The sequence below is a fragment of the Mesorhizobium sp. P171375 genome, assembly GCF_057786075.1.
The window spans coordinates 3,535,523-3,557,252 of the sequence record NZ_JBYNWF010000001.1; the positions used below are offsets into that span (position 1 = coordinate 3,535,523).

Sequence of the window (21,730 nt, forward strand, 5' to 3'; positions counted from 1 at the left end):
CTCGATTTGCAGCCCGTGCGCGCTCCGACAGATACTGTCGGCCCTCCCGGTTGACATCTTCGCGCGGCAGTCAATAGCATGCGAAATACTGATGGTTGTGGCGTGGAGCCATCAGCGCGGGACGGACCGGGCCGTTCTTGCGGTATGCTCGGCTGGTCGATGCCCGCTTGGGAAGCAAACATCGAATGCGATCGCTCGGCATGACGACCCAGACCGGATTGCCATCTGAATCGGCGAGCGGGGCGAGGCGCCATCGACTTGCCATGAGTGTCTCCCTGGCGCCCCTCCTGGCCATTTGGTGCCAGATGGCGCTTTGCGGAGCCGCGCACGCAGCTGCTGCTAAAGACAGCGGACCTGCAGATGCCGTTACCGTCCCGACGGCTTTCGAACTTCAGCTTGTTTATGCCGACCGCACGTGGATATGGGATAACGGAGCGGCCTATTTCGGACAGAAGGATAGACCGGTCCGGGCCTGGACCTCCGAGCAGGACACGGTTTCTGTCGGCGAAGGCAGATGGCATCTAAGCAACGATGGCAAGATGTGCATGGATCTCATCTGGCGGTCCAAGACCTACGCCGCAGCCCCGATTCGCACGTGTTTCAGCCACCGCATCCGGGGTGGGACCCTCGAGCAGCGCAAGGATCCGGACGGTCTCTGGTACAGTTTCAGGCACTCTCTGGAAGACCCTTCCGACGAGCAACGGAGATTCGAGGAAGGCGATACAAAGGGCGCGCAGTTTGACAAGGTCCGTAGCCTGATCGATTCCAAGAGTTGATGCATGCGGCCCAAGTGCGCATGCGATTTTGGGACACGGCATGCATGAAGACAAGGATAAGCGCGTTGACGCGCTCTGTCGTAAGAGCGCTCCACGATTTCCAGGGCCGGCTTTATCAAAGGCTCGCTGAGAAGCCCTCACCCACCTCAGCGAGCCCACGTCCCGACACACAACAAACGGGACGACTACCAGCTTTGCGAGCTGGTATTGCTTTCCGATGCATTTGACATGTCTGGCGCAGTTGACCGGCTGCGCTTCGCCGTCGGCATCGGAATTGTGGACGCGGCGGCCTCCAGTCCGAAGAATGGGGCGGCTGTCCTGACGATCGTATCGATGTCGGAAAGTTCCGGCATGAAACCCAGGTGTTCGCGTGCGCCGGCCGGGTCGGCGTAAAGCTCTGCCGGGTCTCCCGGGCGCCGGGGCCTGAAGACCGCGGGAACCGATTTTGACGTCATCCGGGTGACCGCCTGGAGAATCTCCTTGATCGAAACCCCGCGTCCGGTGCCGAGATTGACAGACAGGCTTTCGCCACCCGCCTCAAGATGCATGAGAGCCCTCAGATGCGCGCGGGCCAGATCGCTGACATGAATGTAGTCGCGCACGCAGGTGCCATCCGACGTGTCGTAGTCCGCGCCGAAAATCTCGATCTCGTCGATCGTGCCGGATGCGGCCATGAGCACTCGCGGGATCAGGTGCGTTTCCGGCGTATGCCATTCGCCGAGCTCGCCCTCCGGATCGGCGCCGCAAGCGTTGAAGTAGCGCAGGATCGCATATTTCATTCCGTAGGCGGAGGCATAGTCCCTGATGATCTGCTCGCCCATCAGCTTGGTCCGCCCATAAGGGCTGATTGGATTTTGCGCCGAGGTCTCTCGAATGGGCAATGTTTCGGGCACGCCGTAGGTTGCGCAGCTGCTTGAGAAGATGATGTTTTCGATCGAGCTTGCGCGCGCCGCATCCAGCACCGCGATGGTGCCCGACACATTGGTCGAATAATATTCCGCGGGCTCATGAACAAACTCGCCGACATAGGCCAGCGCTGCAAAGTGGATTATCGCCTTCGGCTGATAGGTCCTGATCGCCTGCTGCAGCACTGTCCGGTCCCGGATATTGCCGACGACAAGCGGCCCCCAGGCAACCGATCTCTCGTTGCCGCGGCTTAGATTGTCGAAAACGACGGGCAGGTAGCCGGCAGCCGACAACAGCTTGCAGGTGTGGCTGCCGATGTAACCGGCCCCACCCGTTACCAGGATTGCCGGGCGGCTCATTTACATCGCTGCTTCTTTGACGGGCCGGCTCGAGTAGAGCAGGGCGTCAAAATACGCCGTAGTATGCGCGAGCCCCTGGCTCAGGCTGATCTTTGGCTCCCAGCCAAGTTTTTCCCGGGCAAAGGAGATGTCCGGCTTGCGCTGTTTGGGATCGTCGACGGGCAGCGGCCGATGCACGATCTTCGACCGCGAGTTGGTGTATTCGATCACCTGCGTCGCCAGTTCCAGAATGGTGAATTCGGCAGGGTTGCCGAGATTGACCGGGTGCTGCGGCGCGCTCGGTGCGTTCATCAGCCGGATGAAGCCTTCGATCAGGTCGTCCGCGTAGCAGAATGAACGTGTCTGCTGGCCGCTGCCGTAGACGGTCAGGTCGTCACCGTGCAAAGCCTGGACGATGAAGTTCGATACGACGCGGCCATCGTCCGGCTGCATGCGGCGGCCATAGGTGTTGAAGATCCGCGCGACGCGGATATCGAGGCCGTACATTCTCGAATAATCGAAGAATAGCGTCTCGGCCGAACGCTTGCCCTCGTCATAGCAGGATCGCGGACCGTGCGGATTGACGTTGCCGAAGTAGGCTTCCGGCTGCGGATGCACCAAGGGGTCGCCATAGACCTCGGACGTCGAAGCCTGAAATATCTTGGCATTGTTCCGCCGCGCGAGTTCGAGCAGGTTCAGCGAACCAAGCACGCTTGTCTTGAACGTATGGATCGGATCAGCCTGGTAATGCGGCGGGGAGGCCGGGCAGGCGAGGTTGTAGATTTCATCGACCTGAAGATCCGAAGGCAGTACGTCGACAATGTCGTGCTCGATGCACGTAAATCGCGGATTGCGCAGGATGGCATTGAGATTGTACCTTTTGCCGGTGTGGAAATTGTCCAGCACGACAACGTCGTATCCATCCAGCAAAAGACGCTCGCACAGATGCGAACCCAGAAATCCTGCCCCGCCGGCAACCAGGGCGCGGCCCCGATTGGAGTTGGCGCGCCTTCGGCTGTTCCCGGATTCGAGTTTCAGAACATTGACAGTCCTACGCATACTCCACCCCTTCGCCCTTACGCACTGCGCACGCTACCGCCCGGACATAGCGTTGCCCGGCCACGCCCCTGCGGACGTCGCAAACCCTCCGCTTCTGCGGAATCGTCACTCCTGATGTCTGTTGACTGCTTTCTGAGTTCGCTGGGCGACGCTATGCGGCTATTGGTTGCCGTTCAGCATTCGATTACGCCCCGAAATCGCGGTTACGCGTCTGGTGCCACCATCGCCCATTGCTCGCCCAAATTGCATATCCCAACGTATCAAAAATATACCTGTGGAAATCATAGTCAACTAAATTAGCAAATCCTTAACCGTAATCGTTGGGGAGTGGTTAATCATGAGGTCGGCAGCGTCTGCCGCTTCAACTCGAGCCATGATCGAAAAAGGGCAATATACCGGGTAGAAAATAATAATATTAATGGGATTTTGTGATAGAAAAAGTGCAAAATATGACCAAGAAATGGTCAGATATAGATCCAAGACACCCAGTCGAAAGCTCGCACTGGCCCTATATATCGCATCGTATATTTGAAAATATTTCAATTTATGAAATATCAAAAATATGGTGACACTACGCTTCGTCCGCAAATTCTTGGAAAAAAATGCGACCGGCGCCCGAAACGGCTCGGGCCAGAAATGCTCGTGGCGTTCCCAATGTAGGGTTTAGGTTCACCCCGTCGGTTCGGATAAGGCACGTTCTCTCTCTTTATTTCATGGCCAGATATTCAGATTACCCGAGGGGTATTCTATGATACAGTGAGCGACAAACAGTACTGACTCGTTAATTGCGGAGGTTTTGTGTTCGACTATAGTTATAATGAAACTAATTTATGTGACTCTATGCACGAATGTTTATATCAAAGACATTTCGGATTGAAATATGCGCCATCTTGCTTCTTGTAGATTTTTGGGATAGAAACCCCCTCGGGCACAGTATGCCTCTCAATAATCAAAATCGTGGAAGGTCCTGGCACCATCTATTTATATAGATATTAGCGAGTGCTTATGAGCGCATAGGTAGAAATCCTTTAGTGTTACGACGCGGCCATGACGCCGATGCAATTGGACGGCGGGCAACTCGCTTGGCCAAATCCGCGCAAACATTCATTTGGCTATTATCTTGGTCTTGGACGGACGAGGCTCGCTGCGCAGGCCATCGCCTTTTGATCCCTAGGGCGCTATTGGCAAGCTGGTCGAACACTCGGGTTATTCTCAATGCGCTTTCTGTTTGTCCTGATCCTGCTCGCCGGTATCGCCGTCGGCGTCGTCTATCCCTGGGCGATGACGAATTTCTCCGGCCATGAGGTCGGCAGCTACAGGGTCTACGAGCAGGGCCGCTTCAAGCCGGTGACGGTGGCGCTCTCGTCAAGCGACGCGCCGGTCAGGGTGCTGGTCGACCTGACAGCGCGGGCCGAGCGCATCGTCTCGCAGCAGCGCACTATCTTGACGTTGACCGCGGCTACCGGTGGCAAGACGGTGCTCGCCTCGACGCTGCAGTTCAACCACTCAGACAATCCGCGCCAGGTCAGCCCGCAACTGCCCGACAAGATCTTTCGCGACGAGGCCGGCGTGATCGCGACCGTCAGCCCCGGCTCCTATCTCTTCACCGTCGGCCCGGGCGATGCCGATGATATCCCGATGCGGGCGGTGGACCTGGTGCTGCGCGCCGGTACCGGCGAGATCGACGGCCGCGCCCGGCCGGTCGGCTATGGGTTGATTGCCGTCGGCCTGATCGGCTTCCTGCTATCGTTGCGTTTCGGCGGCAGCCGGCCGGACAACCCCAACTCGAAGCCGCCGCCGCCGCGCTGGGGCAGGGGCTCCTCGAAATGAGCGCGGCATGAATTACCGTCACGCCTATCACGCCGGAAATTTCGCCGATGTCGTCAAGCATGTCGTGCTCAGCCTTCTGCTCGACTATCTAAAGCAGAAGGACAAGGCGTTCCGTGTCATCGACACTCATGCCGGCATTGGCCGTTATGATCTGTCGTCGACGGAAGCGCAAAAGACCGGCGAATGGCAGGGCGGCATCGGCCGCCTGATCGACGCCCCGTTGGACAAATCGGCGGCTGCGCTGCTTGCCCCCTATCTCGAAGCCGTGCGTTCGCTCAATCCCGATGGTGGCGTGAGGAAATATCCGGGCTCACCACTCATCGCCCGCCATCTCATGCGCAAGCAGGATCGGCTGTCGGCAATCGAACTGCATGGCGATGATGCCGCCAGGCTGAAGACCTTGTTTGCCGGCGATTTCCAGACAAGGGTGATCGAACTCGACGGCTGGCTGGCCCTCGGCGCGCATCTGCCGCCGAAGGAAAAGCGTGGGCTGGTCCTTATCGATCCGCCCTTCGAGGAAGCCGGCGAATTCGACCGCCTCGTCGACGGGATGCAAAGAGCGCACAAGCGCTGGCCGGGTGGCATCTATGCGCTGTGGTATCCGATCAAGGACCGCAAGGCGATTATCGCCTTCCGCAAGGCTCTCAAGCAATCCGGCGTCGCGAAGCTGCTCGACATCGAGTTCGAGATCCGGCCTGCGTCGCGGGAGCCGAGCCTCGACGGCAGCGGCATGGTGGTGGTCAACCCACCCTTCACGCTGGAGCGCGACCTGCGCATCGTGCTGCCGGCTCTGCACAGACTGCTGGCGGTCGAAAAGCCGGCGCACTGGTCGCTGGAATGGCTGGCCGGGGAATAGCAACGCTTCGCTGCGAGCGCCGCATGCGCCCGCAACCTCCAGCGAAGTCATGCTTGCCGTGTCCTGCGACAGCCGCGCGGCGGTCGATGCGATGAACGAGGCGGCGGCGAAACATGGCGGCACGGCCGACATCAATGCCCAGCAGGATTATGGCTTCATGTTCAATCGCAGCCTGGCCGACCCTGACGGTCACATCTTGGGAGGCGATGTGGATGGACCCGGCCGCGGTGCCGCAGGGCGACGCGAAGCAGGGCTGAAGCGGGACAGAGCGCCGGCCATGGCGGCCCGCTTCCCAGATATAGGGAAGGCGGGTTCTTCAAAGGCTCAGGGCGAAGGTTTCTCAGCTTCGCACCGGCAAAACCAGCCGCGAAGCCGCAAACCATCGTCCGCACGACCGCTTGACCGCGCGCCGCCGAATCCGCACAGTGCGTGCAATCGACCTTTGAGAGGCTGCCATGACTCGCTTTGCCAAATCCGCTCTTGCTGTCCTGATTTCGCTTTGCACGCCGCTGGCCGCACCCCTTGGCATCACCAAGGCGGCGCAGGCCGCCGATCTTTCCGTCTATTCCGACGAGGACAGCGGCGTCTGTGGGCAGGCCTGGGTGCTGAACAAGATCTCCAGCCGCTTCTCTTATCAGGTGCATCACGTGCCGCATCTGCCTGATGTCTCGATCACCGATTTCCAGCGCATTCACCAGCATCGCTATCTGCCGGCAAGCGAAGAATGGCCGATCGGCCGCCGCTATTGCGGCGCCACCGTCAACCTCTCCGATGGCCGTGCCCGCACCATCTGGTACCTGATCGAGGAAGGCCAGGGTTTTGCCTCGATCGGCGACAATGTCGAATTCTGCGTTTCGGGCTTCGACCGCTGGATGGTCTACAACGGTCGCTGCCGCGTCCTGCGCTGAGAGCAGTACCTTTCTCCACCTTTACGCCTGCGGCGAGATCGGCCGCAGGCGTTTTCGTTTGGCGTGTTGACAGCCGGCTTGATCGGTCTCATAAATACGAGACAGACCTGTCTCATCACTGGTGGAAGACCATGACGCCATCGCCTGCGATCGACAAACGCCAGCACGTCGTCGAAACAGCCTACAGCCTGTTCAAGCGCGCCGGCTTCCATGCCACCGGCATCGACCGCATCATTGCCGAGGCCGATGTGGCGAAGATGACGATGTATCGCCACTTTCCGAGCAAGGACGAACTGATCGTCGAGGTGCTCGACTATCGCGCCCGGCGTTTCGAGCGTCAGCTCGACCAGCTTGCGCAAGAGGTCGCCACGCCGGAGCGCAAGATCGCCAAAATCTTCGACTGGCATGAGCGCTGGTTCAGCAGCGCGGATTTCCACGGCTGCCTGTTCGCGCATGCACTGGCCGAGTTCGGCGATCCCACCCATCCGGTGTTCCAGGCCGTTGCCAGGCAGAAGAACGGCCTCAAGCGGCGCATGCAGGCGATCCTCGAGGCGGTGATGCCGTCAAAGCGGGCCGAGGGCGCTGCGGCGGCGCTGCTGATGCTGATCGAGGGCGCGACGCTGATGGCGCAGATGGGCGAGGCCGACGCCATCGATAGCGCCCGCAAGGCGGCCGATGCCGTCATCGCCAGCGCGCGCACAGCGCAATGAGCGCGACGGTCATTGCGCTCGCGCTGTTCGCGGCCATTCTGCACGCCGGCTGGAACGCCTTCCTGCGGACCGGAGCCGACAGGCTATGGACGGTCACCGTCATGAGCTTTTCGAGCACGCTCATCGCCATTCCAATGACGCTTTACCATGCGCTTCCCGCGACCGGCGCCTGGCCCTATGTCGCGCTCTCGGCCGGCCTCCAAGTCGGCTACAGCGTGTTCCTGGTCGCCGCCTACCGCTATGGCGAACTGGGGCAGGTCTATCCGATCGTGCGCGGCAGCGTGCCGTTGCTGGTTACACTCGGCGGTTTCGTGCTGGCCGGCCAGCAGCTCACAAGGCCCGAGATCGTCGGCGTCACGCTGGTCGCCTGCGGCATCATGGGCCTCTCGCTCGGCAGGGGCAGGGCATCGACGACCTCGATCCTTTGCGCACTGGCGACCGGCGCGATCATCGCGGCCTACGCGACGGTCGACGCCATCGGCGTGCGCGTGGCGGGCGACAGCGGCGCCTACACCGCCTGGGTACTGCTGATCTACGGCGCCTTGCTGCCGGTGACCTTCATCGTCCTGCGCGGCAGGCTCGTCGTCAACTTCAGCGCGCCCGAAACCCGTAAGGCTCTCGCCGGTGGCTTGTTCGCGCTGCTTGCTTATGCCGTCGTGGTCGCCGCTTTTGCACTCGGCCCGGCCGGCCCCATCACCGCCATCCGCGAAACCAGTGTTGTCTTTGCCGCCTTCATCGGTCGGCTCTTCCTCGGCGAGCAACTGACACCGCGGCGCATCAGTGCCTGCGCCGTCGTCGCGCTTGGCGCCATCTGCCTCGGCTATCAGGCGTGAGCGGTGAGGGATCTCGATCGCGCTATTCTGTTCATGCGCTGCGGCCGGAACCCGACACATAAGCGCAGATCAGCTCGACGAGTTGCTTCTGCAGGTCCGGCGCATCGAGCATGTCGCGCCGCGCGGCATTGTGGATGACGCCCTCGACCGCCGAGGAGAGCACGCGGGCCACGGTCTCATTGTCCTTCCTGCGCCGGCGATACTGCGCTACCGCCGCACTATAGTGGTCGAGATAGCGCGACTGGAACGAGGCATGGGCGGCGCGTGAGCCGCGATCGCCTGGCGCCTCGTCGAGCAGCACCTGATGCAGCGTCGGATGGATGCTGTGCGCCTCGATCATGCCGCGTACCAGCTCCTGCGCGAATCGCTTGAGCGGCTTGTCGCCTTCGGCTGATTCGGCGATCACCGACAACACTTGGTCAAAATGTCGCCGGCGAATTGCCTCGACCAGCGACAGCTTGTCGGGAAAATATTGATAGAGCGAGCCGATGCTGACACCGGCGGCTTCGGCCACCTTGTTGGTGGTGAAGCCGGCCCAGCCGAGCGCGCTCAGAACATGAGCACCGGCTTCGATGATCGCTTCGACAGTTGCGCGCGAACGCGCCTGGCGCGGCTGCTTGCGCATGCGCGAGCGCGGCTTTGCAATGCGAGTAGACATGTCCGCTCCATCAGCCAAGAATATGGACAACATACTCACATTTTTTGGAAAGGATACGATCCATGAGCGCGCTGGATCTGCTTCGCAGTCTCTTCGTCTATCAAGCCTGGGCCAATGGCGAGTTGCTTGAGAAGCTCGCGAGCCTGGATCAGCAGAAGCATGCGAAGGAACGTCATGCTGCGATCCGTCTGCTCAACCACAATCTCGTCGTGTCGAGAATATTTTCGGCGCATCTTTCCGGCACGCGTCATGGCTACGCGTCCGACAACACCGAGACCACGCCGTCGCTCGATGAACTCGGCGCCGATATCGCTGCGATGGACCGCTGGTATCTCGACTATCTGGACGCTGTGCCGACAGAACTTCTGTCGCAGCCTGTGCCCTTTGTCTTCACCGACGGCGACAGGGCGATGATGTCGCGCGAGGAAATGCTGACCCATGTCGTCACCCATGGCGGCTACCATCGCGGTGAGATCGGGCGGATCCTGGTGCAGATTGGCGTCACACCGCCATGGGATACGTTTGCCGTCCACCTCCACCAGACAGAGCCCTCGCGGCGGTTGCAGGTGATACGTGAGCCCGTTGGGGTGTAGGGCCTGAAAGCCTTACAATCCAAGGGAAGTGCGGCTACGCCGGACAGACGTAGTGATCGGCCACACCCCCCTCTGGCCTGCCTGCCATCTCCCACGCAAGGGGGGAGATCAGCAACCTCGGCGCCTCGCTCATTCTTGCGACGCAGGTTGATTGGCGAAGGCCGACATGACATCCAATCTCCTCCTTGCGGGGGAGATGCCCGGCAGGGCAGAGGGGGGTGCTGTCCCGCCGGCTTCAGGTTTCCGCTTCGTCACGGATCCGAATCGTTCGCCGGTTCAGGTGTCCACATCTCGCTCAAAATAAATGCGAGCAAGAAGCTCACATATAGTTTCGTGCTGTTTTTGTTGTCGCCTTGATCAAGCAAGATCAGTCGAGGGAATGCGATGGTTTTTCGCAACCCGACAAGCCGCTGATGACCACGCGCGATCGACGCCGCCGCAAGAGACTGTGAGCTTGACGAGAAGATCGCATGAGTCGCAACGCTCAGAAATTCTTCTGCAAAAGTTCGCTGTGACGCGCGAAGAATCTTTGCCACTTTCGCTGTCGATCATCGCGGACATGCTCTCGGTGTAACCGAAATTTAATCTGCGTAATGCTTCGCTGGCTAGACACGCGCGAGTCAGATATGCATAGGCTCGCCGGGTCACTAACGGCCAACGGCACAAACGCAAGGGGCATCGCATGGCTAAGACGTCATCCAAAGCGCCGGCATCCAAGGCACCGGCAAAGAAAGCACCAGTAAAGGCAGTGGCGGCGAAAGCGGCAACTGCAGTGAAGAAGGCAGCACCTGCTGCCAAGCCGAAGGCGGCAGCGCCCAAGGCAAAAGCGGCACCGGCTAAGAAGCCGGCTGCGAAGGCTGCGGCGAAGCCCGCAGTGAAGAAGGCAGCACCGGCCAAGGCCAAGGCTGCACCGGCAAAGAAGGCGGCACCTGCCAAGAAGCCGGCTGCCAAGGCTGTGGCGAAACCCGCCGCGAAGAAGGCACCTGCCAAGGCTCCGGCCAAGGCCGCTGCTGCGAAGTCTACCGCAGCCGTGAAGAAAGCAGCGCCTGCCAAGAAGGCAGCGCCTGCGAAGGCCGCGAAAAAGTAATCGCGTTTCTTCGCGCGCCGGGGACGATGCCGGGACATATGAGGGCGGGCGCCTTGGATACGCCGCGCCCTCCGTCCTGGTGTTAAGGCGCACGAACAGAGGGGCGAACGTACTCTATCTTTCGCAGCTCCCAGGACTTCGCCTCACGGCGAAGTCCGGTGGGGCTTTTTTGTTGCCCTGAGCAGACCACACTGTCGATAACTGTTCCTCTGGAGGCCAGTTTTTCTTCCGCTGGCATTTGCCTGTAGACGTCGATCGGTAGAAACTCACTGTCTGCAAAAACAGGGAACCGATCATGCCGAAGCTGCTCTACGCGTCCTCATCCCCTTACAGCTCCAAGGTGCGCATGGCGGCACTCTATGCCGGCATCGCTGTTGACCTGGTGCCAATCAAGACCGAGGACAAGCCGGCCGAATTGATATCGGCCAATCCGCTCGGCAAGATTCCGGTGCTGGTGCTCGACGACGGCCGCTCGATCCACGACAGCCGCGCCATCACCCAGCACCTCAACCGCGCATCGAAGAATCTGTTGTTGCCGCGCAATGCCGACAAGCGGCTCGAAGCCGAAGTGCTGGAAGCGCTGGCCGACGGTATCTGCGACTGCGCGCTGTCGATGGTTTATGAGCGGCGCACGCGGCCCGACGAGATGGTCTATCAGCCCTGGCTCGATCGCCAGTGGACGAAGATCACCGCCGCACTCGACCTCCTCAACGCCAATCCGCCGAAACTGCCGAAGAAGATCACGCTCGGCCAGCTGGCGCTGCGCGCCTGCCTTGGCTATCTCTCGCTGCGCTTCGCCGGCAAATGGGAAAAGGGCCGCGGCCGGCTGACCCGCTGGGCAGCGCGTTTCGACGACAAGTTTCCGGAGCTGAGGGTGGCTGTGCCGGCGTGACTGGCGAAACAAAAAAAGCCGGGCGCGAGGCCCGGCTTTCTTGTGTCGTGGCTTGAACGACAGTTAGAACTTCATACCGACGCCGAAGGTGACGCGGTTGTCGCTTTCCTTGACCTTGGTGCCGACACTGTCGAAGCTCTTGGAACCGAAGTCGGTGTAGCGGTACTCGACACGGCCGAACACATTGTCGGTGATCTTGATGTCGGTGCCAACGCCGGCCGTCCAGCCGAGCATGGTGTTGTCGTCGCTGCCCAGGGGGCTCGAGACCTTCTGGTTCTTCAGGGCGCCACCGCCGGTGCCGTAGAGCAGGATTTCTGGGGTCACAGCGTAGCCGAGACGGGCGCGCAGCGAGCCTTCGAAGCCGCCCTTGGAATTGACGCCGCCGCTGTCACCTTTGACGCCGTTGTAGCCGAGATCGGCTTCAGCACCGTACACGAAGTTTTCCTGCTGCCACTGATAGCCGCCGAAAACGCCGCCGACAAAGCCCTTGGTCTTGATGTCGGGGCCGCCGTCGTGGACCTTGGCATGACCGCTGAAACCGTAGCCGGCGCTGATACCGGCGTAGGGGCCGGCCCAGGAAGCGACGGGAAGTTCGGCGATCGGGGCAGGTGCCGGGGGCTCTTCCGAGACGACGTCAGCGGCAAAAGCAGTGCCGCTGAGGGCGAAGAGCCCGAGCGCGACCGCGATTGGCGCGAATTTGAGATTGGCTTGCATTGTTGTTTACTCCTTAAGCCACAAGACACGTAGGCTTGTTTGTCTTGAACGCCATCAACCCGTCCGGGGGATGAAACGGATCTGGCACTCAACGGTTCCGAATGTCGTGTCAAAATGCGGCGGCAGCGAACCTGAAAATGGGTCATTCCCCGGCGCGAATGAGGCTGAAGCTTGACGTTGCATCTTCGCAACAGCGAAATGTCAGCACGCTTGCGATGCTGCACTGCACTCGGCTTGGTGCAAGGAGTCCAGCGTCCTATATTGCGGTCCTGCCGGCCCGAATCCGGACGGGTCCCGGCGCTGAAAATGCCGTTTCGCCACATTCCTGCCCCAGGTGGAAACGGCATTTAACCCCTGGACGCGTCACAATGTGCCGGCTAGCGGAATTGGGGCGCAGATTGAGGATTGACAGATGATCGAAGCCACAGGTGTGGCACTGGTGACGGGTGGGGCAAAGCGGATCGGCAAGGCGATCGTTGAGGATCTGGCCGCGCATGGCTTTGCCGTCGCCATCCATGCCAACCGATCGGGCGCCGAGGCTGACGCGCTGGCGGCGCGCATCAGGGGCGAGGGCGGCCGCGCCGCCGTGGTTGCCGCCGATCTGACCGACATGGCCGCCGTCGGCGATCTCGTCGGCCGCGCCGAGGCCGCGCTCGGTCCGGTCACGCTTCTGGTCAACAATGCCTCGCTCTTCGTTGACGACAGCGTCGAAGATTTCGATTGGGTGGCATGGGACCGCCACTTCGCCATCCATGTGAAGACGCCGGCGCTGCTGGCACAGAACTTCGCCCGTGCCTTGCCGCATGGGCAGGAGGGGCTGATCGTCAACATCATCGACCAGCGCGTCTGGCGGCCGACGCCGCGCTATTTCTCCTACGCGCTGTCGAAGTCGGCTCTGTGGACGCAGACCGAGATGCTGGCGCAGGCGCTCGGTCCGCGCATCCGCGTCAACGCCATCGGCCCCGGTCCGACGCTGAAGAATGTGCGCCAGGAAGATCACGATTTCGACAAGCAGGTCGACGGCCTGATCCTGAAGCGCGGCCCGCAATTGGCCGAATTCGGCGCCACCATCCGCTATCTCTGGGAGGCGCGCTCGGTGACCGGCCAGATGATCGCGCTCGACGGCGGCCAGCATCTTGCATGGCAGACGCCGGATGTGACAGGCATGGTGGAATGAGTCCCGCAGACCAGAAACACAAGACGCGCGCCGGCGCCGCTGACGATATGCCGCCCGACATCGACCTTGAGGACGAGGCGGCCGAGGAGATCGTCGAGCCCGAGGCCGCCGGCCCCGATGTCGCCTTCACCGCGATAGACTGGGCGCCGCATGCCGGCGACGCCGACGGCATGGTCGGCGCCGAGGTCATCCAGACGCTGGTCAAGCGGCTGCCCAATGCGCCCGGCGTCTACCGCATGATGAACGCCGCCGGCGACGTGCTTTATGTCGGCAAGGCGCGCAGCCTGAAGAAGCGGGTGACCAACTACGCGCAAGGCCGATTCCACACCGCCCGCATCGGCCGCATGGTGCGCGAAACGGCGACGATGGAGTTCGTCGTCACCCGCACCGAGATCGAAGCGCTGCTGCTCGAAGCCAATCTTATCAAGCGCTTGCGGCCGCGATTCAATGTGTTGATGCGGGACGACAAATCGTTCCCTTACATCCTGTTGACCGGCGATCATGTCTCGCCCGGTATCTACAAGCATCGCGGTGCGCGCTCGCGCAAGGGCGACTATTTCGGCCCGTTTGCCTCCGCCGGCGCCGTCGGACGCACCATCAATTCGCTGCAGCGCGCTTTCCTGCTCCGGAGTTGCACCAACTCCTTCTACGAGAACCGCACCCGGCCGTGCCTGCTCTACCAGATCAAGCGCTGCGCCGGTCCTTGCACCGGCGAGATATCGCACAGTGACTATGCCGAGCTTGTCGCCGAGGCGAAGGATTTTCTGTCCGGCCGCAGCCAGAAGGTGAAGACCGAGATCTCTGAAGCCATGCAACAGGCGTCGCAGGAGCTCGATTTCGAGCGCGCCGCCATCTATCGCGACCGGCTAGCGGCGCTGTCGCATGTGCAGAGTCATCAGGGCATCAACCCGGCAACGGTCGACGAGGCCGATGTCTTCGCCATCCACCAGGAGGGCGGCCAGGTCTGCATCCAGGTGTTCTTCTTCCGCACCGGCCAGAACTGGGGCAATCGCGCCTATTTCCCCAAGGCCGATCCGGCGCTGGAGGGGGCGGAAGTGCTGGGCTCGTTCCTTGCGCAGTTCTATGACGACAAGCCGACGCCGCGGAACATTCTTCTGTCGCGAGCCGTCCAGGACCAGGACCTGCTGGCCGAGGCGCTTTCCACCCGCGCCGGCCGCAAAGTGTCGATCTCGGTGCCGCAGCGCGGCGAGAAGAGGGATTTGACCGACAACGCGCTGCAAAATGCCCGCGAGGCGCTCGGCCGCCGCTTGGCCGAAACCTCGACGCAAGGCCGGCTGCTCGCCGGCTTTGCCGAGACCTTCGGCTTGGCGAAGCCGCCCGTACGCATCGAGGTCTACGACAATTCGCACATTATGGGCACCAACGCCGTCGGCGCCATGGTCGTGGCCGGACCGGAAGGCTTCGTGAAGAACCAGTACCGAAAATTCAACATCCGCTCGACCGAGATCACGCCCGGCGACGACTTCGGCATGATGCGCGAGGTGATGGAGCGGCGTTTTTCAAGGCTGCTGAAGGAGCATGGCGATGTCGCCGTGGCCGACGATGCGGCTGCCGGCGAAGCAGGCGACGACATCGAGGAAGATATCTCCGGCAGCTTTCCGGCCTGGCCCGACGTCATCCTGATCGACGGCGGCCAGGGCCAGATGAGTGCGGTGCGCAAGATCCTCGCCGATCTCGGCATCGAGGACCGCGTCGTGGCAATCGGCATCGCCAAGGGGCAGGACCGCGATGCCGGCCGCGAGCGTTTCTTCGTCAAGGGCAGGGACTCGTTTTCGCTCCCGGTGCGTGACCCCGTGCTCTATTTCGTCCAGCGGCTGCGCGACGAGGTCCACCGCTTTGCCATCGGTTCGCACCGCGCGCGGCGCAAGAAGGAATTGGTCAAGAGCCCGCTGGACGAGATCGCCGGCATCGGTCCCGGCCGCAAGCGCGCCTTGCTGCTGGCCTTCGGCACCGCCAAGGCGGTCAGCCGCGCGGCAGTCGAGGATCTGGTCAAGGTCGACGGGATTTCCGAGCAGGTGGCGAAACTGGTCTACAATCATTTCCACGAGAGCTGACCGCCGGTAACGTTGGGCATACTCTCCTCGATTTCGGATGGCGGCTTCTGCTCCCTTCCAAGGTGACCCCACTCGAATCCCGACAATCGCGCGCTATTTTCGTCTGGCCAATCGAATCTCGGCTGTTGACCCCCTACATCCGGTTCTGATTTGAGTACGCAGGCAGAAAGAGTCCTCCCGATATGGCCAAGCGCGCGTTCAACCTGCCCAACATGCTCACCTACGCCCGCATCGTCGCGGTGCCGCTGGTGGTGCTGTGCTTTTTTCTCGAAGGGCATCTGAAATCGAGCGACTTCGCCCGCTGGTCGGCGCTGATCATCTTCCTGCTGGCCTCGATCACCGATTATCTCGACGGCTATCTGGCGCGCGCCTGGCAGCAGACCTCCAACATCGGCAAGATGCTCGATCCGATAGCCGACAAACTGCTGGTCGCCACCTGCCTGCTGCTCCTGGCCGCCGACACTGACCGCCACGCCGGCATCGCCGGCTGGTCGCTGTGGGCGGCGATCATCATCCTGTGCCGCGAGATCCTGGTCTCGGGCCTGCGCGAATATCTGGCGGCGCTGAAGGTCTCGGTGCCGGTGACCCAGCTCGCCAAATGGAAGACCGCCATCCAGATGGTCGCCATCGCCTTCCTGCTTGCCGGACCTGCCGGCGACAAGATCTTCCCTCTGACCACGCAGACCGGGCTGGTGCTGCTGTGGATCGCCGCACTGGTCACGCTCTACACCGGCTACGACTATTTCCGCGCCGGCCTCAAACACATTATGGACGAGTGAGATGACCACGCGGCTCATCTATTTTGCCTGGGTGCGCGAACGGATCGGCAAGCCTGAGGAAGACGTCGAATTGCCCGCCGGTATCGAGACGGTGGCCGACCTCTTGCGCTGGCTGAAATCCCGTGGCGAGGAGTATGAGCACGCGCTGCAATATCCCGACGTGATCCGCGTCGCCATCAACCAGGAACATGTAGAGCATCGGGAAAAGGTCGCCGGCGCGCGCGAGATCGCGCTGTTTCCGCCGATGACCGGGGGCTGATATGCCGGCCGCGGTGGTCCCTGTCGTGCGCATTCAGGCCCAGGATTTCGATATCGCCGCCGAGATCGCGAGACTGACCGAGGGTCGCGCCGACATCGGCGCCGTGGTGTCTTTCCAAGGCCTCTGCCGTGACGAGCAGGGCCAGCTGTCGGCACTCGAGCTCGAACATTATCCCGGCATGGCCGAAGCCGAGATCGGCCGCATCGCCGCCGAAGCCATAGCACGCTGGCCATTGCAAGGGCTCACCGTCATCCATCGCCACGGCAAAATAACGCCCGGCGAAAACATCGTGCTGGTGGTGGCGGCCTCCGCGCACCGGCAGGCGGCGTTCGAAGCGGCGAATTTCCTGATGGATTTCCTGAAATCGCGCGCGCCGTTCTGGAAGAAGGAACATCGCCTAGACGGCACCAACGGCGGCTGGGTCGAGGCCAAGGACGCCGACGACCAGGCTGCTGCCCGCTGGAGACAGTCGCCGCCGGACTGATCCGCAGCCGGAATAATTTCATGCAGCCGCCTTCCATTGACCGCATTCGCCTAGCCAAATCGCATCTGGCAAAAGGGAGCAAGGGCATGCTGGACAGGATCGCTGAATTCTTCGTCTTCGGTTTTGTGCCGCTGGTCGTCGGCATGCTGGCCGTTCCCGAAATGTCTGTCGCCGCCGAGAAAACCCTGAAGGGCGAGGTGATGTATCGCGAGCGCATCGCGCTGCCGCCCAACGCCGTACTTTCGGTACAGCTGGCCGATGTGTCTTTGGCCGATGCGCCGGCCGCCATTGTCGGCGAACGCAAGGTGGCGCCGGCCGGCCAGGTGCCGATCAAGTTCGAGATCAGCTTCGATCCAACGGTGATCCGGCCCAACATGACCTACGCGCTGCAGGCGCGCATCACCGCTGACGACAAGCTGCTGTTCATCACGGACACACGCCATCAGGTCGATCCGCTGAGCGATGCGCCGCAGACGATCGTGTTGAAAATGGTGGCGCCGAGCGACACGCCGACCTCGGCCTCGCTGTTCGATCAGAGCTGGCTGGTCGAATATATCGACGGTATCGGTGTGATCGCGCAACCGAAGGCGACGTTCAGGGTCAGTGAAGCCGGCAAGGCCGGCGGCAGCGGCCCTTGCAACGCCTATTTCGCCACCGCCAAGGTCGAGGGCTCGACGATCGCCGTCAGCGACATCGGCTCGACCTACAAGGCCTGCGCGCCGGAAGTGATGGCCGAGGAAAAGGCGCTGTTCGAGGCGTTGGTCAAGGCGGCGTCGTACCATATCGATGCTGGCAAGCTCACCATCGCCGACAAGGACGGCCGCGAGATTCTGCGCTTCAACGCGGCAAGCTGACGTCGACGGACCGGGCGTGGCGGCGGCGCGGGAATCGTCTTCGCGGCTTTTCCGACCCGGATTACGCGACAGCCGGGAATAGTCCGGCCGCGCGAAGCGTTCACTCCCCATATGGCGGGTAGGCAAAAGGGACATGTCCCTTCACTGAAGCCGCCAGACCGAATGCGGCTCGATCTGGCCACTCAAAAAGGAGTCCAGACATGAAAAAGCACGCGCTTATCCTTGCCGCCACAGGCGTATCGCTGATTACCTTCGCCGGCTTTGCCAGGGCCGACGACCATTTGTTCAATGCACTTCAGCATGGTCTCAGTCCTGACAGCCAACCCTTCCAGACCAACGAGGCCGGCCATAGTGGCGACCTGGCGCCTGGGCAGGGCAGTCCGTTTGTCGGCGCCGACACCAAGACACCGGCCACCGACACCGAAGCGGCGAACGATCATGCAAATGTGAAAGAGCGCCAAGCGAAGTGACAGGAAACCCGCCGCGAGGGGCGGCGGGAACTCTTGTTCGTCCAATACGCTGCGCCGCCAGTTGACCACTTTGGAGAGCATCACGCCTGCGGTGGCGGCGGTGCCGGCGTCAGGCCGAACCGGCGCATCAGGTCCATGAGCCTGGCGCGGTCGGGCGGGCCGCCGGCGCCAAAGATGGCGAAGGCCTCGCGGAAATAGTCCGGACCGATCGCCGCCGGCGTCACCACGCAAAGCACCTTGGCGTTCTCGGCGGTGTCGTTGTCGAAGCGGTGAACCGCGCCGCGCGGAATGCACAGTGCCTGGCCGGGCCCGATATCGTGCCGGTGTCCGTCGACGGTCAGCGTCAGCATGCCTTCGATCCCGTACATCGTCTCTTCATAGTGGTCGTGGCTGTGTGCCGGGGCGGGCAGGCGCTGCGAGCCGGCGACCGTCAGTTCGAAGGCGGCGATGCTGCCGTTCGATTGGTCGCCGGTCAGCAGGAAGCGGACGGCAAGGCCGCCATGGCTGATTGTCTCCTCCGCAGGATTGACGCGAACCTGGCCGGCTTTGTCTAGCATTCCATCCTCCTATGTGGTAAATCGAATTTACCGAAATGAGTAAACTCAATTTACCCGGGTGTCAATGCCGTCATCCACGGAAGATCTGCCAAGGAAGCCACCGTTGATCGGTGCGCTACTGCGCGTGCCGGCCATGGCCATTCACCGCAAGCTGATTAGGGATCTCAGGGCATCGGGTTTCGAGGACCTGAGCCCGCCGCATATGGCAGTGATCCAATATCCCGGCCCTGATGGCCTTCGGCCGAGCGCGCTTGCCGAGCGCGCCGGGATGAGCAAGCAGGCTATGAACCAGCTGCTGAAGACACTGGAAGCGATGGGTTACATCATCCGCTCGGCGGCACCCGACGAGAGCGGCGGGACCATTGTCCATTTCACCGACCGCGGGCGCGCCGCCTACCAGAAAATGGCCGACATCTTGCTGGACGTCGAGCGCGAATGGGCCGAGGAGCTTGGGCAGAAGCGTTTCACGGAACTGAAAACGCTGCTCGGCGACCTCTGGGACACGCCGCTCATTCGTTGAGCTCAGACCGGCTTCGCCTTCTCGAACCGCGCCCCATAGTGATAGGGCGGCACCTCGACCAGTTTAACAAGCTTCAGGCCGCCGGCTTCGACATCCGCGCTGGTCTGTCGCGGCGACAGCCTGAGTTCGGTTCGCGGGCCGCGCGGCTCGCCCAGCACCGTGGTCGTCTCGCGCGCGTGCTGGTGCCAGTTGACGATGGCAAAATGTCCGCCGGGGGCGAGCGCTTCGCGCACGGCACGTGCCAGCCGCGGCCGGTCGGGCACGCCGTGGAAGGCGTTTGCCATGAAGACGAAGTCGACTGGCCGGGACACCAGGCTCGCGAGTTCGTAGGCGTCGCCGGCAACGAATTCGCAATTGGTCACGCCGGCGCCGATCAGCCGTCGTTGCGCGGCCTGCAGCAGGTCGGCATCGATATCGATGGCGATGACACGGCGGGCGACGGCGGCGATCGGCAACGTGAACCAGCCGTCGCCGCAGCAGAGGTCGACCACCTCCATGCCCGGCTTCAGCCCGGTTGCCGCAAGCACGCCGGCGGGATCAGGCCACAGCGCCTCCCACCAGCCGCTCGATGGCATCTCGGTACCCTGGAAAAAACCGGGGATGGCACTGGTCATGGTCGGGTCGGATCCGCTGGTGCGCGATCCGACCTTAGCGCAGGTCGATCTTCGGGGGCAGTGCAGCGAGGTCCGACGCCAAAGAAAAAGGCCGGCGAAACGCCGGCCTTTTGCATGCATTCCGTTCGCGTCGGCTCAGCCGACGATCTCGGTGTCGGAGAACCAGTACTTGATCTCCTGTGCGGCGGTTTCCGGCGCATCGGAGCCGTGCACCGAATTCTCGCCGATCGACAGGGCGTGGACCTTGCGGATGGTGCCCTCGGCGGCGTTGGCCGGGTTGGTGGCGCCCATCACTTCGCGGTTCCTGGCAATGGCGTTTTCGCCTTCCAGCACCTGCACAATGGTCGGCGCCGACGACATGAATTCCACCAGCTCGCCAAAGAACGGGCGATCCTTGTGGACGGCGTAAAAGCCTTCGGCCTCACGGCGGCTCATCCACACGCGACGCGAGGCGATGACGCGCAGGCCGGCCTCTTCCAGCATCCTGGTGATGGCGCCGGTGAGGTTGCGCCGCGTCGCGTCCGGCTTGATCATGGAAAAGGTGCGTTCGATCGCCATTGGTCGTCCTTGTGATGAAGAGAGGAATTGGGTGATGAAGAGTGGAATTGGGAGTGGCGGGCTCTATACAAGCCGCCCGGCCCATTGCCAAGGGGAGGTGCTCGACCCGTGCTATTGCGCCGCGACCGGCGCCCTGGCGGCGCCGACGTCGCGCAGCGGCGGCAGGCCGTGGAGCCGGCTGTATTCGCGGCTGAACTGATCGGGTCGCCCCATCTCCTGGTGCGGTGTCGCCGTCGAAGGGCGACAGATCGTCCGGGGCGAAGATGGACGGGTCGCAGGGGCGGGGGTATCATCTCCAGGGAAATCAGTTGGATGGGAAGCCGGATAGGACCTTCGGCGAGATGAACTGGCACGATCTGAGACCCGGCGATATCAAGGGGATCCTGCTGATGGTTGCCCTCTTCGGCGGTCTGGTCGTTGCCATGCTGCTCGGGCTCGGGAAGAATACCAACTTCGGTTTCGGCCCGGAATGGCAATGTACGCCGATGCCGAAGGGCGACCCGATCTGCGTCAGGCTCATCGCCAAGGATGAGGTGAAGTGACTTATCGCCAAAGAAAATGATCGGCCCTATCGCCTGATCAGCACGGGCGGCTGCCGGCGCTCCCAGCCTTCGCGCTCCAGCGTTGGCACATCGTGCTCCTCGCTGGGATAGCCAAGGCAGAAATAGCCGATCAGCGTCCATTCGGGCGGTGTGTCGAGGATCTTGGCCATCTCGGCCGCGTCGAGGATCGACACCCAGCCCATGCCGATGCCTTCTGCCCGCGCCGCCAGCCACAGAGTATGCACCGCCATGACGGCCGAATAGGCGATGGTCGCCGGCATTGTCATGCGGCCGAGCCCGTGGCCCTGTTGCGTTGCGCGGTCGGCGAAAACCGCGAACTGGCAGGGTGCTTCGTTGAGACCGGCAAGCTTCAGCCGGGCATAGAGCGCTGCGCGCTCGCCCGAAAAGCATGTGAGCGCCTCGGCATTGCAGCGCTCGAAAGAGCCTCTCACGGCCGCGCGCCGTTCGGCGCTGTCGACGACCACGAAGCGCCATGGCTGGCTGAGCCCGACGGACGGCGCGATGCTGGCAAGCTCCAGCAGCCGTTCCAGCGTCCCCTCGGGCAAAGCCGTCCGTTCGAAGCGCCGCACATCCCGGCGCCAGCGTAGCAGCGTAACGAGCCCGGCGCGAAAGTCGGCGGTGAAATCGGGGGATGGTGGCATCGGGATCTCGTCAGGGGAT

General features: G+C 62.2%; 28 protein-coding genes. 19 read left to right on the forward strand and 9 right to left on the reverse strand.

Translation table 11 applies throughout. From position 1 onward, the window contains the following. The first annotated feature begins 200 nt into the window (after positions 1-200). Complete coding sequence (locus tag ACYHH6_RS16895; RefSeq protein ID WP_352585106.1) at positions 201-776, forward strand: DUF995 domain-containing protein; 576 nt, start codon at positions 201-203, stop codon at positions 774-776. Positions 777-961: 185 nt separating this feature from the next. Here the strand turns inward: ACYHH6_RS16895 and galE are convergent, their stop codons facing one another. After that, the gene (gene galE, locus ACYHH6_RS16900; protein WP_488500451.1) at positions 962-2,041 is read right to left on the reverse strand and encodes a UDP-glucose 4-epimerase GalE; all 1,080 of its coding nucleotides are present in this window, start codon (positions 2,039-2,041) and stop codon (positions 962-964) included. Next, complete coding sequence (locus ACYHH6_RS16905; protein WP_352585110.1) at positions 2,042-3,079, reverse strand: UDP-glucuronic acid decarboxylase family protein; 1,038 nt, start codon at positions 3,077-3,079, stop codon at positions 2,042-2,044. A gap of 1,215 nt (positions 3,080-4,294) precedes the next feature. On the opposite strand from ACYHH6_RS16905, the gene ACYHH6_RS16910 reads away from it, so the two are divergent. From ACYHH6_RS16910 to ACYHH6_RS16935, 6 genes are all read left to right on the forward strand, one after another. Then, a complete protein-coding gene (locus tag ACYHH6_RS16910; protein ID WP_112560822.1) occupies positions 4,295-4,909 on the forward strand; it encodes a hypothetical protein in 615 nt (204 codons plus the stop codon). 7 nt (positions 4,910-4,916) lie between these two features. Continuing rightward, positions 4,917-5,765 (forward strand): 23S rRNA (adenine(2030)-N(6))-methyltransferase RlmJ, encoded by an 849-nt coding sequence (locus ACYHH6_RS16915; protein WP_352585112.1) that lies wholly within the window; start codon positions 4,917-4,919, stop codon positions 5,763-5,765. Beyond that, positions 5,735-5,860 carry a hypothetical protein gene (locus ACYHH6_RS16920; RefSeq protein WP_488500515.1) on the forward strand — a complete coding sequence of 42 codons (126 nt, stop codon included), beginning with the start codon at positions 5,735-5,737 and terminating at the stop codon, positions 5,858-5,860. The genes ACYHH6_RS16915 and ACYHH6_RS16920 overlap by 31 nt, the downstream gene beginning before the upstream one ends. 360 nt (positions 5,861-6,220) lie before the next feature. Beyond that, positions 6,221-6,673 carry a hypothetical protein gene (locus ACYHH6_RS16925; RefSeq protein WP_352585114.1) on the forward strand — a complete coding sequence of 151 codons (453 nt, stop codon included), beginning with the start codon at positions 6,221-6,223 and terminating at the stop codon, positions 6,671-6,673. Between the two features lie 131 nt (positions 6,674-6,804). After that, positions 6,805-7,383, forward strand: a complete 579-nt coding sequence (locus tag ACYHH6_RS16930) for a TetR/AcrR family transcriptional regulator (protein ID WP_352585116.1) — start codon at positions 6,805-6,807, stop codon at positions 7,381-7,383. Further along, a complete protein-coding gene (locus ACYHH6_RS16935; protein WP_352585117.1) occupies positions 7,380-8,216 on the forward strand; it encodes an EamA family transporter in 837 nt (278 codons plus the stop codon). Before ACYHH6_RS16930 ends, ACYHH6_RS16935 begins: the two co-directional genes overlap by 4 nt. Before the next feature lie 31 nt (positions 8,217-8,247). On the opposite strand, the gene ACYHH6_RS16940 is transcribed toward ACYHH6_RS16935, so the two are convergent. Continuing rightward, positions 8,248-8,874, reverse strand: a complete 627-nt coding sequence (locus ACYHH6_RS16940) for a TetR/AcrR family transcriptional regulator (RefSeq protein ID WP_435053267.1) — start codon at positions 8,872-8,874, stop codon at positions 8,248-8,250. Positions 8,875-8,936: 62 nt separating this feature from the next. On the opposite strand from ACYHH6_RS16940, the gene ACYHH6_RS16945 reads away from it, so the two are divergent. Continuing rightward, positions 8,937-9,467 (forward strand): DinB family protein, encoded by a 531-nt coding sequence (locus ACYHH6_RS16945; RefSeq protein ID WP_352585119.1) that lies wholly within the window; start codon positions 8,937-8,939, stop codon positions 9,465-9,467. 251 nt (positions 9,468-9,718) lie between these two features. Here the strand turns inward: ACYHH6_RS16945 and ACYHH6_RS16950 are convergent, their stop codons facing one another. Next, on the reverse strand, positions 9,719-10,003 hold the full coding sequence (locus tag ACYHH6_RS16950) for a hypothetical protein (protein WP_352585121.1): 285 nt from the start codon (positions 10,001-10,003) through the stop codon (positions 9,719-9,721). 146 nt (positions 10,004-10,149) lie between these two features. Here ACYHH6_RS16950 and ACYHH6_RS16955 point away from each other — a divergent pair, with 146 nt between their 5' ends. Both ACYHH6_RS16955 and ACYHH6_RS16960 read left to right on the forward strand, forming a co-directional pair. Then, positions 10,150-10,554 (forward strand): hypothetical protein, encoded by a 405-nt coding sequence (locus ACYHH6_RS16955; RefSeq protein WP_352585122.1) that lies wholly within the window; start codon positions 10,150-10,152, stop codon positions 10,552-10,554. Positions 10,555-10,849: 295 nt separating this feature from the next. Further along, positions 10,850-11,446, forward strand: coding sequence for a glutathione S-transferase family protein (locus tag ACYHH6_RS16960; protein ID WP_352585124.1), 597 nt, complete (start codon positions 10,850-10,852; stop codon positions 11,444-11,446). A gap of 63 nt (positions 11,447-11,509) precedes the next feature. Here the strand turns inward: ACYHH6_RS16960 and ACYHH6_RS16965 are convergent, their stop codons facing one another. Further along, a complete protein-coding gene (locus ACYHH6_RS16965) occupies positions 11,510-12,160 on the reverse strand; it encodes an outer membrane protein (RefSeq protein WP_112560830.1) in 651 nt (216 codons plus the stop codon). Between the two features lie 412 nt (positions 12,161-12,572). On the opposite strand from ACYHH6_RS16965, the gene ACYHH6_RS16970 reads away from it, so the two are divergent. The 7 genes from ACYHH6_RS16970 to ACYHH6_RS17000 all read left to right on the forward strand — a co-directional run bounded on the left by ACYHH6_RS16970 (position 12,573) and on the right by ACYHH6_RS17000 (position 18,258). Next, entirely contained in the window at positions 12,573-13,337 is a 765-nt protein-coding gene (locus ACYHH6_RS16970) for an SDR family oxidoreductase (protein ID WP_352585126.1), read from the forward strand. Next, entirely contained in the window at positions 13,334-15,412 is a 2,079-nt protein-coding gene (uvrC, locus tag ACYHH6_RS16975; RefSeq protein WP_352585128.1) for an excinuclease ABC subunit UvrC, read from the forward strand. The genes ACYHH6_RS16970 and uvrC overlap by 4 nt, the downstream gene beginning before the upstream one ends. Positions 15,413-15,594: 182 nt before the next feature. Then, a complete protein-coding gene (gene pgsA, locus ACYHH6_RS16980) occupies positions 15,595-16,191 on the forward strand; it encodes a CDP-diacylglycerol--glycerol-3-phosphate 3-phosphatidyltransferase (protein ID WP_023673449.1) in 597 nt (198 codons plus the stop codon). Position 16,192: 1 nt separating this feature from the next. Beyond that, positions 16,193-16,450, forward strand: coding sequence for a molybdopterin converting factor subunit 1 (moaD, locus tag ACYHH6_RS16985; protein ID WP_112560833.1), 258 nt, complete (start codon positions 16,193-16,195; stop codon positions 16,448-16,450). Between the two features lies 1 nt (position 16,451). Beyond that, complete coding sequence (locus ACYHH6_RS16990) at positions 16,452-16,934, forward strand: molybdenum cofactor biosynthesis protein MoaE (protein WP_352585129.1); 483 nt, start codon at positions 16,452-16,454, stop codon at positions 16,932-16,934. A gap of 86 nt (positions 16,935-17,020) precedes the next feature. After that, on the forward strand, positions 17,021-17,788 hold the full coding sequence (locus ACYHH6_RS16995) for a YbaY family lipoprotein (RefSeq protein WP_352585131.1): 768 nt from the start codon (positions 17,021-17,023) through the stop codon (positions 17,786-17,788). 200 nt (positions 17,789-17,988) lie between these two features. Continuing rightward, entirely contained in the window at positions 17,989-18,258 is a 270-nt protein-coding gene (locus ACYHH6_RS17000) for a hypothetical protein (RefSeq protein WP_352585133.1), read from the forward strand. 80 nt (positions 18,259-18,338) lie between these two features. Here ACYHH6_RS17000 and ACYHH6_RS17005 read toward each other — a convergent pair whose 3' ends face one another. Continuing rightward, positions 18,339-18,815, reverse strand: a complete 477-nt coding sequence (locus ACYHH6_RS17005; protein WP_352585134.1) for a cupin domain-containing protein — start codon at positions 18,813-18,815, stop codon at positions 18,339-18,341. A 103-nt stretch (positions 18,816-18,918) separates the two neighbouring features. On the opposite strand from ACYHH6_RS17005, the gene ACYHH6_RS17010 reads away from it, so the two are divergent. Further along, on the forward strand, positions 18,919-19,335 hold the full coding sequence (locus tag ACYHH6_RS17010; protein WP_352585136.1) for a MarR family winged helix-turn-helix transcriptional regulator: 417 nt from the start codon (positions 18,919-18,921) through the stop codon (positions 19,333-19,335). Between the two features lie 2 nt (positions 19,336-19,337). Here ACYHH6_RS17010 and ACYHH6_RS17015 read toward each other — a convergent pair whose 3' ends face one another. Then, positions 19,338-19,949: a class I SAM-dependent methyltransferase gene (locus tag ACYHH6_RS17015; RefSeq protein WP_352585137.1), complete on the reverse strand. Its 612-nt coding sequence runs from the start codon at positions 19,947-19,949 to the stop codon at positions 19,338-19,340. Positions 19,950-20,084: 135 nt separating this feature from the next. Continuing rightward, entirely contained in the window at positions 20,085-20,507 is a 423-nt protein-coding gene (gene ndk / locus ACYHH6_RS17020; protein WP_192259008.1) for a nucleoside-diphosphate kinase, read from the reverse strand. Between the two features lie 263 nt (positions 20,508-20,770). On the opposite strand from ndk, the gene ACYHH6_RS17025 reads away from it, so the two are divergent. Then, positions 20,771-21,049, forward strand: coding sequence for a hypothetical protein (locus ACYHH6_RS17025; protein ID WP_352585139.1), 279 nt, complete (start codon positions 20,771-20,773; stop codon positions 21,047-21,049). Between the two features lie 26 nt (positions 21,050-21,075). On the opposite strand, the gene bluB is transcribed toward ACYHH6_RS17025, so the two are convergent. Then, complete coding sequence (bluB, locus tag ACYHH6_RS17030) at positions 21,076-21,711, reverse strand: 5,6-dimethylbenzimidazole synthase (protein ID WP_352585141.1); 636 nt, start codon at positions 21,709-21,711, stop codon at positions 21,076-21,078. Positions 21,712-21,730: the final 19 nt, after the last annotated feature.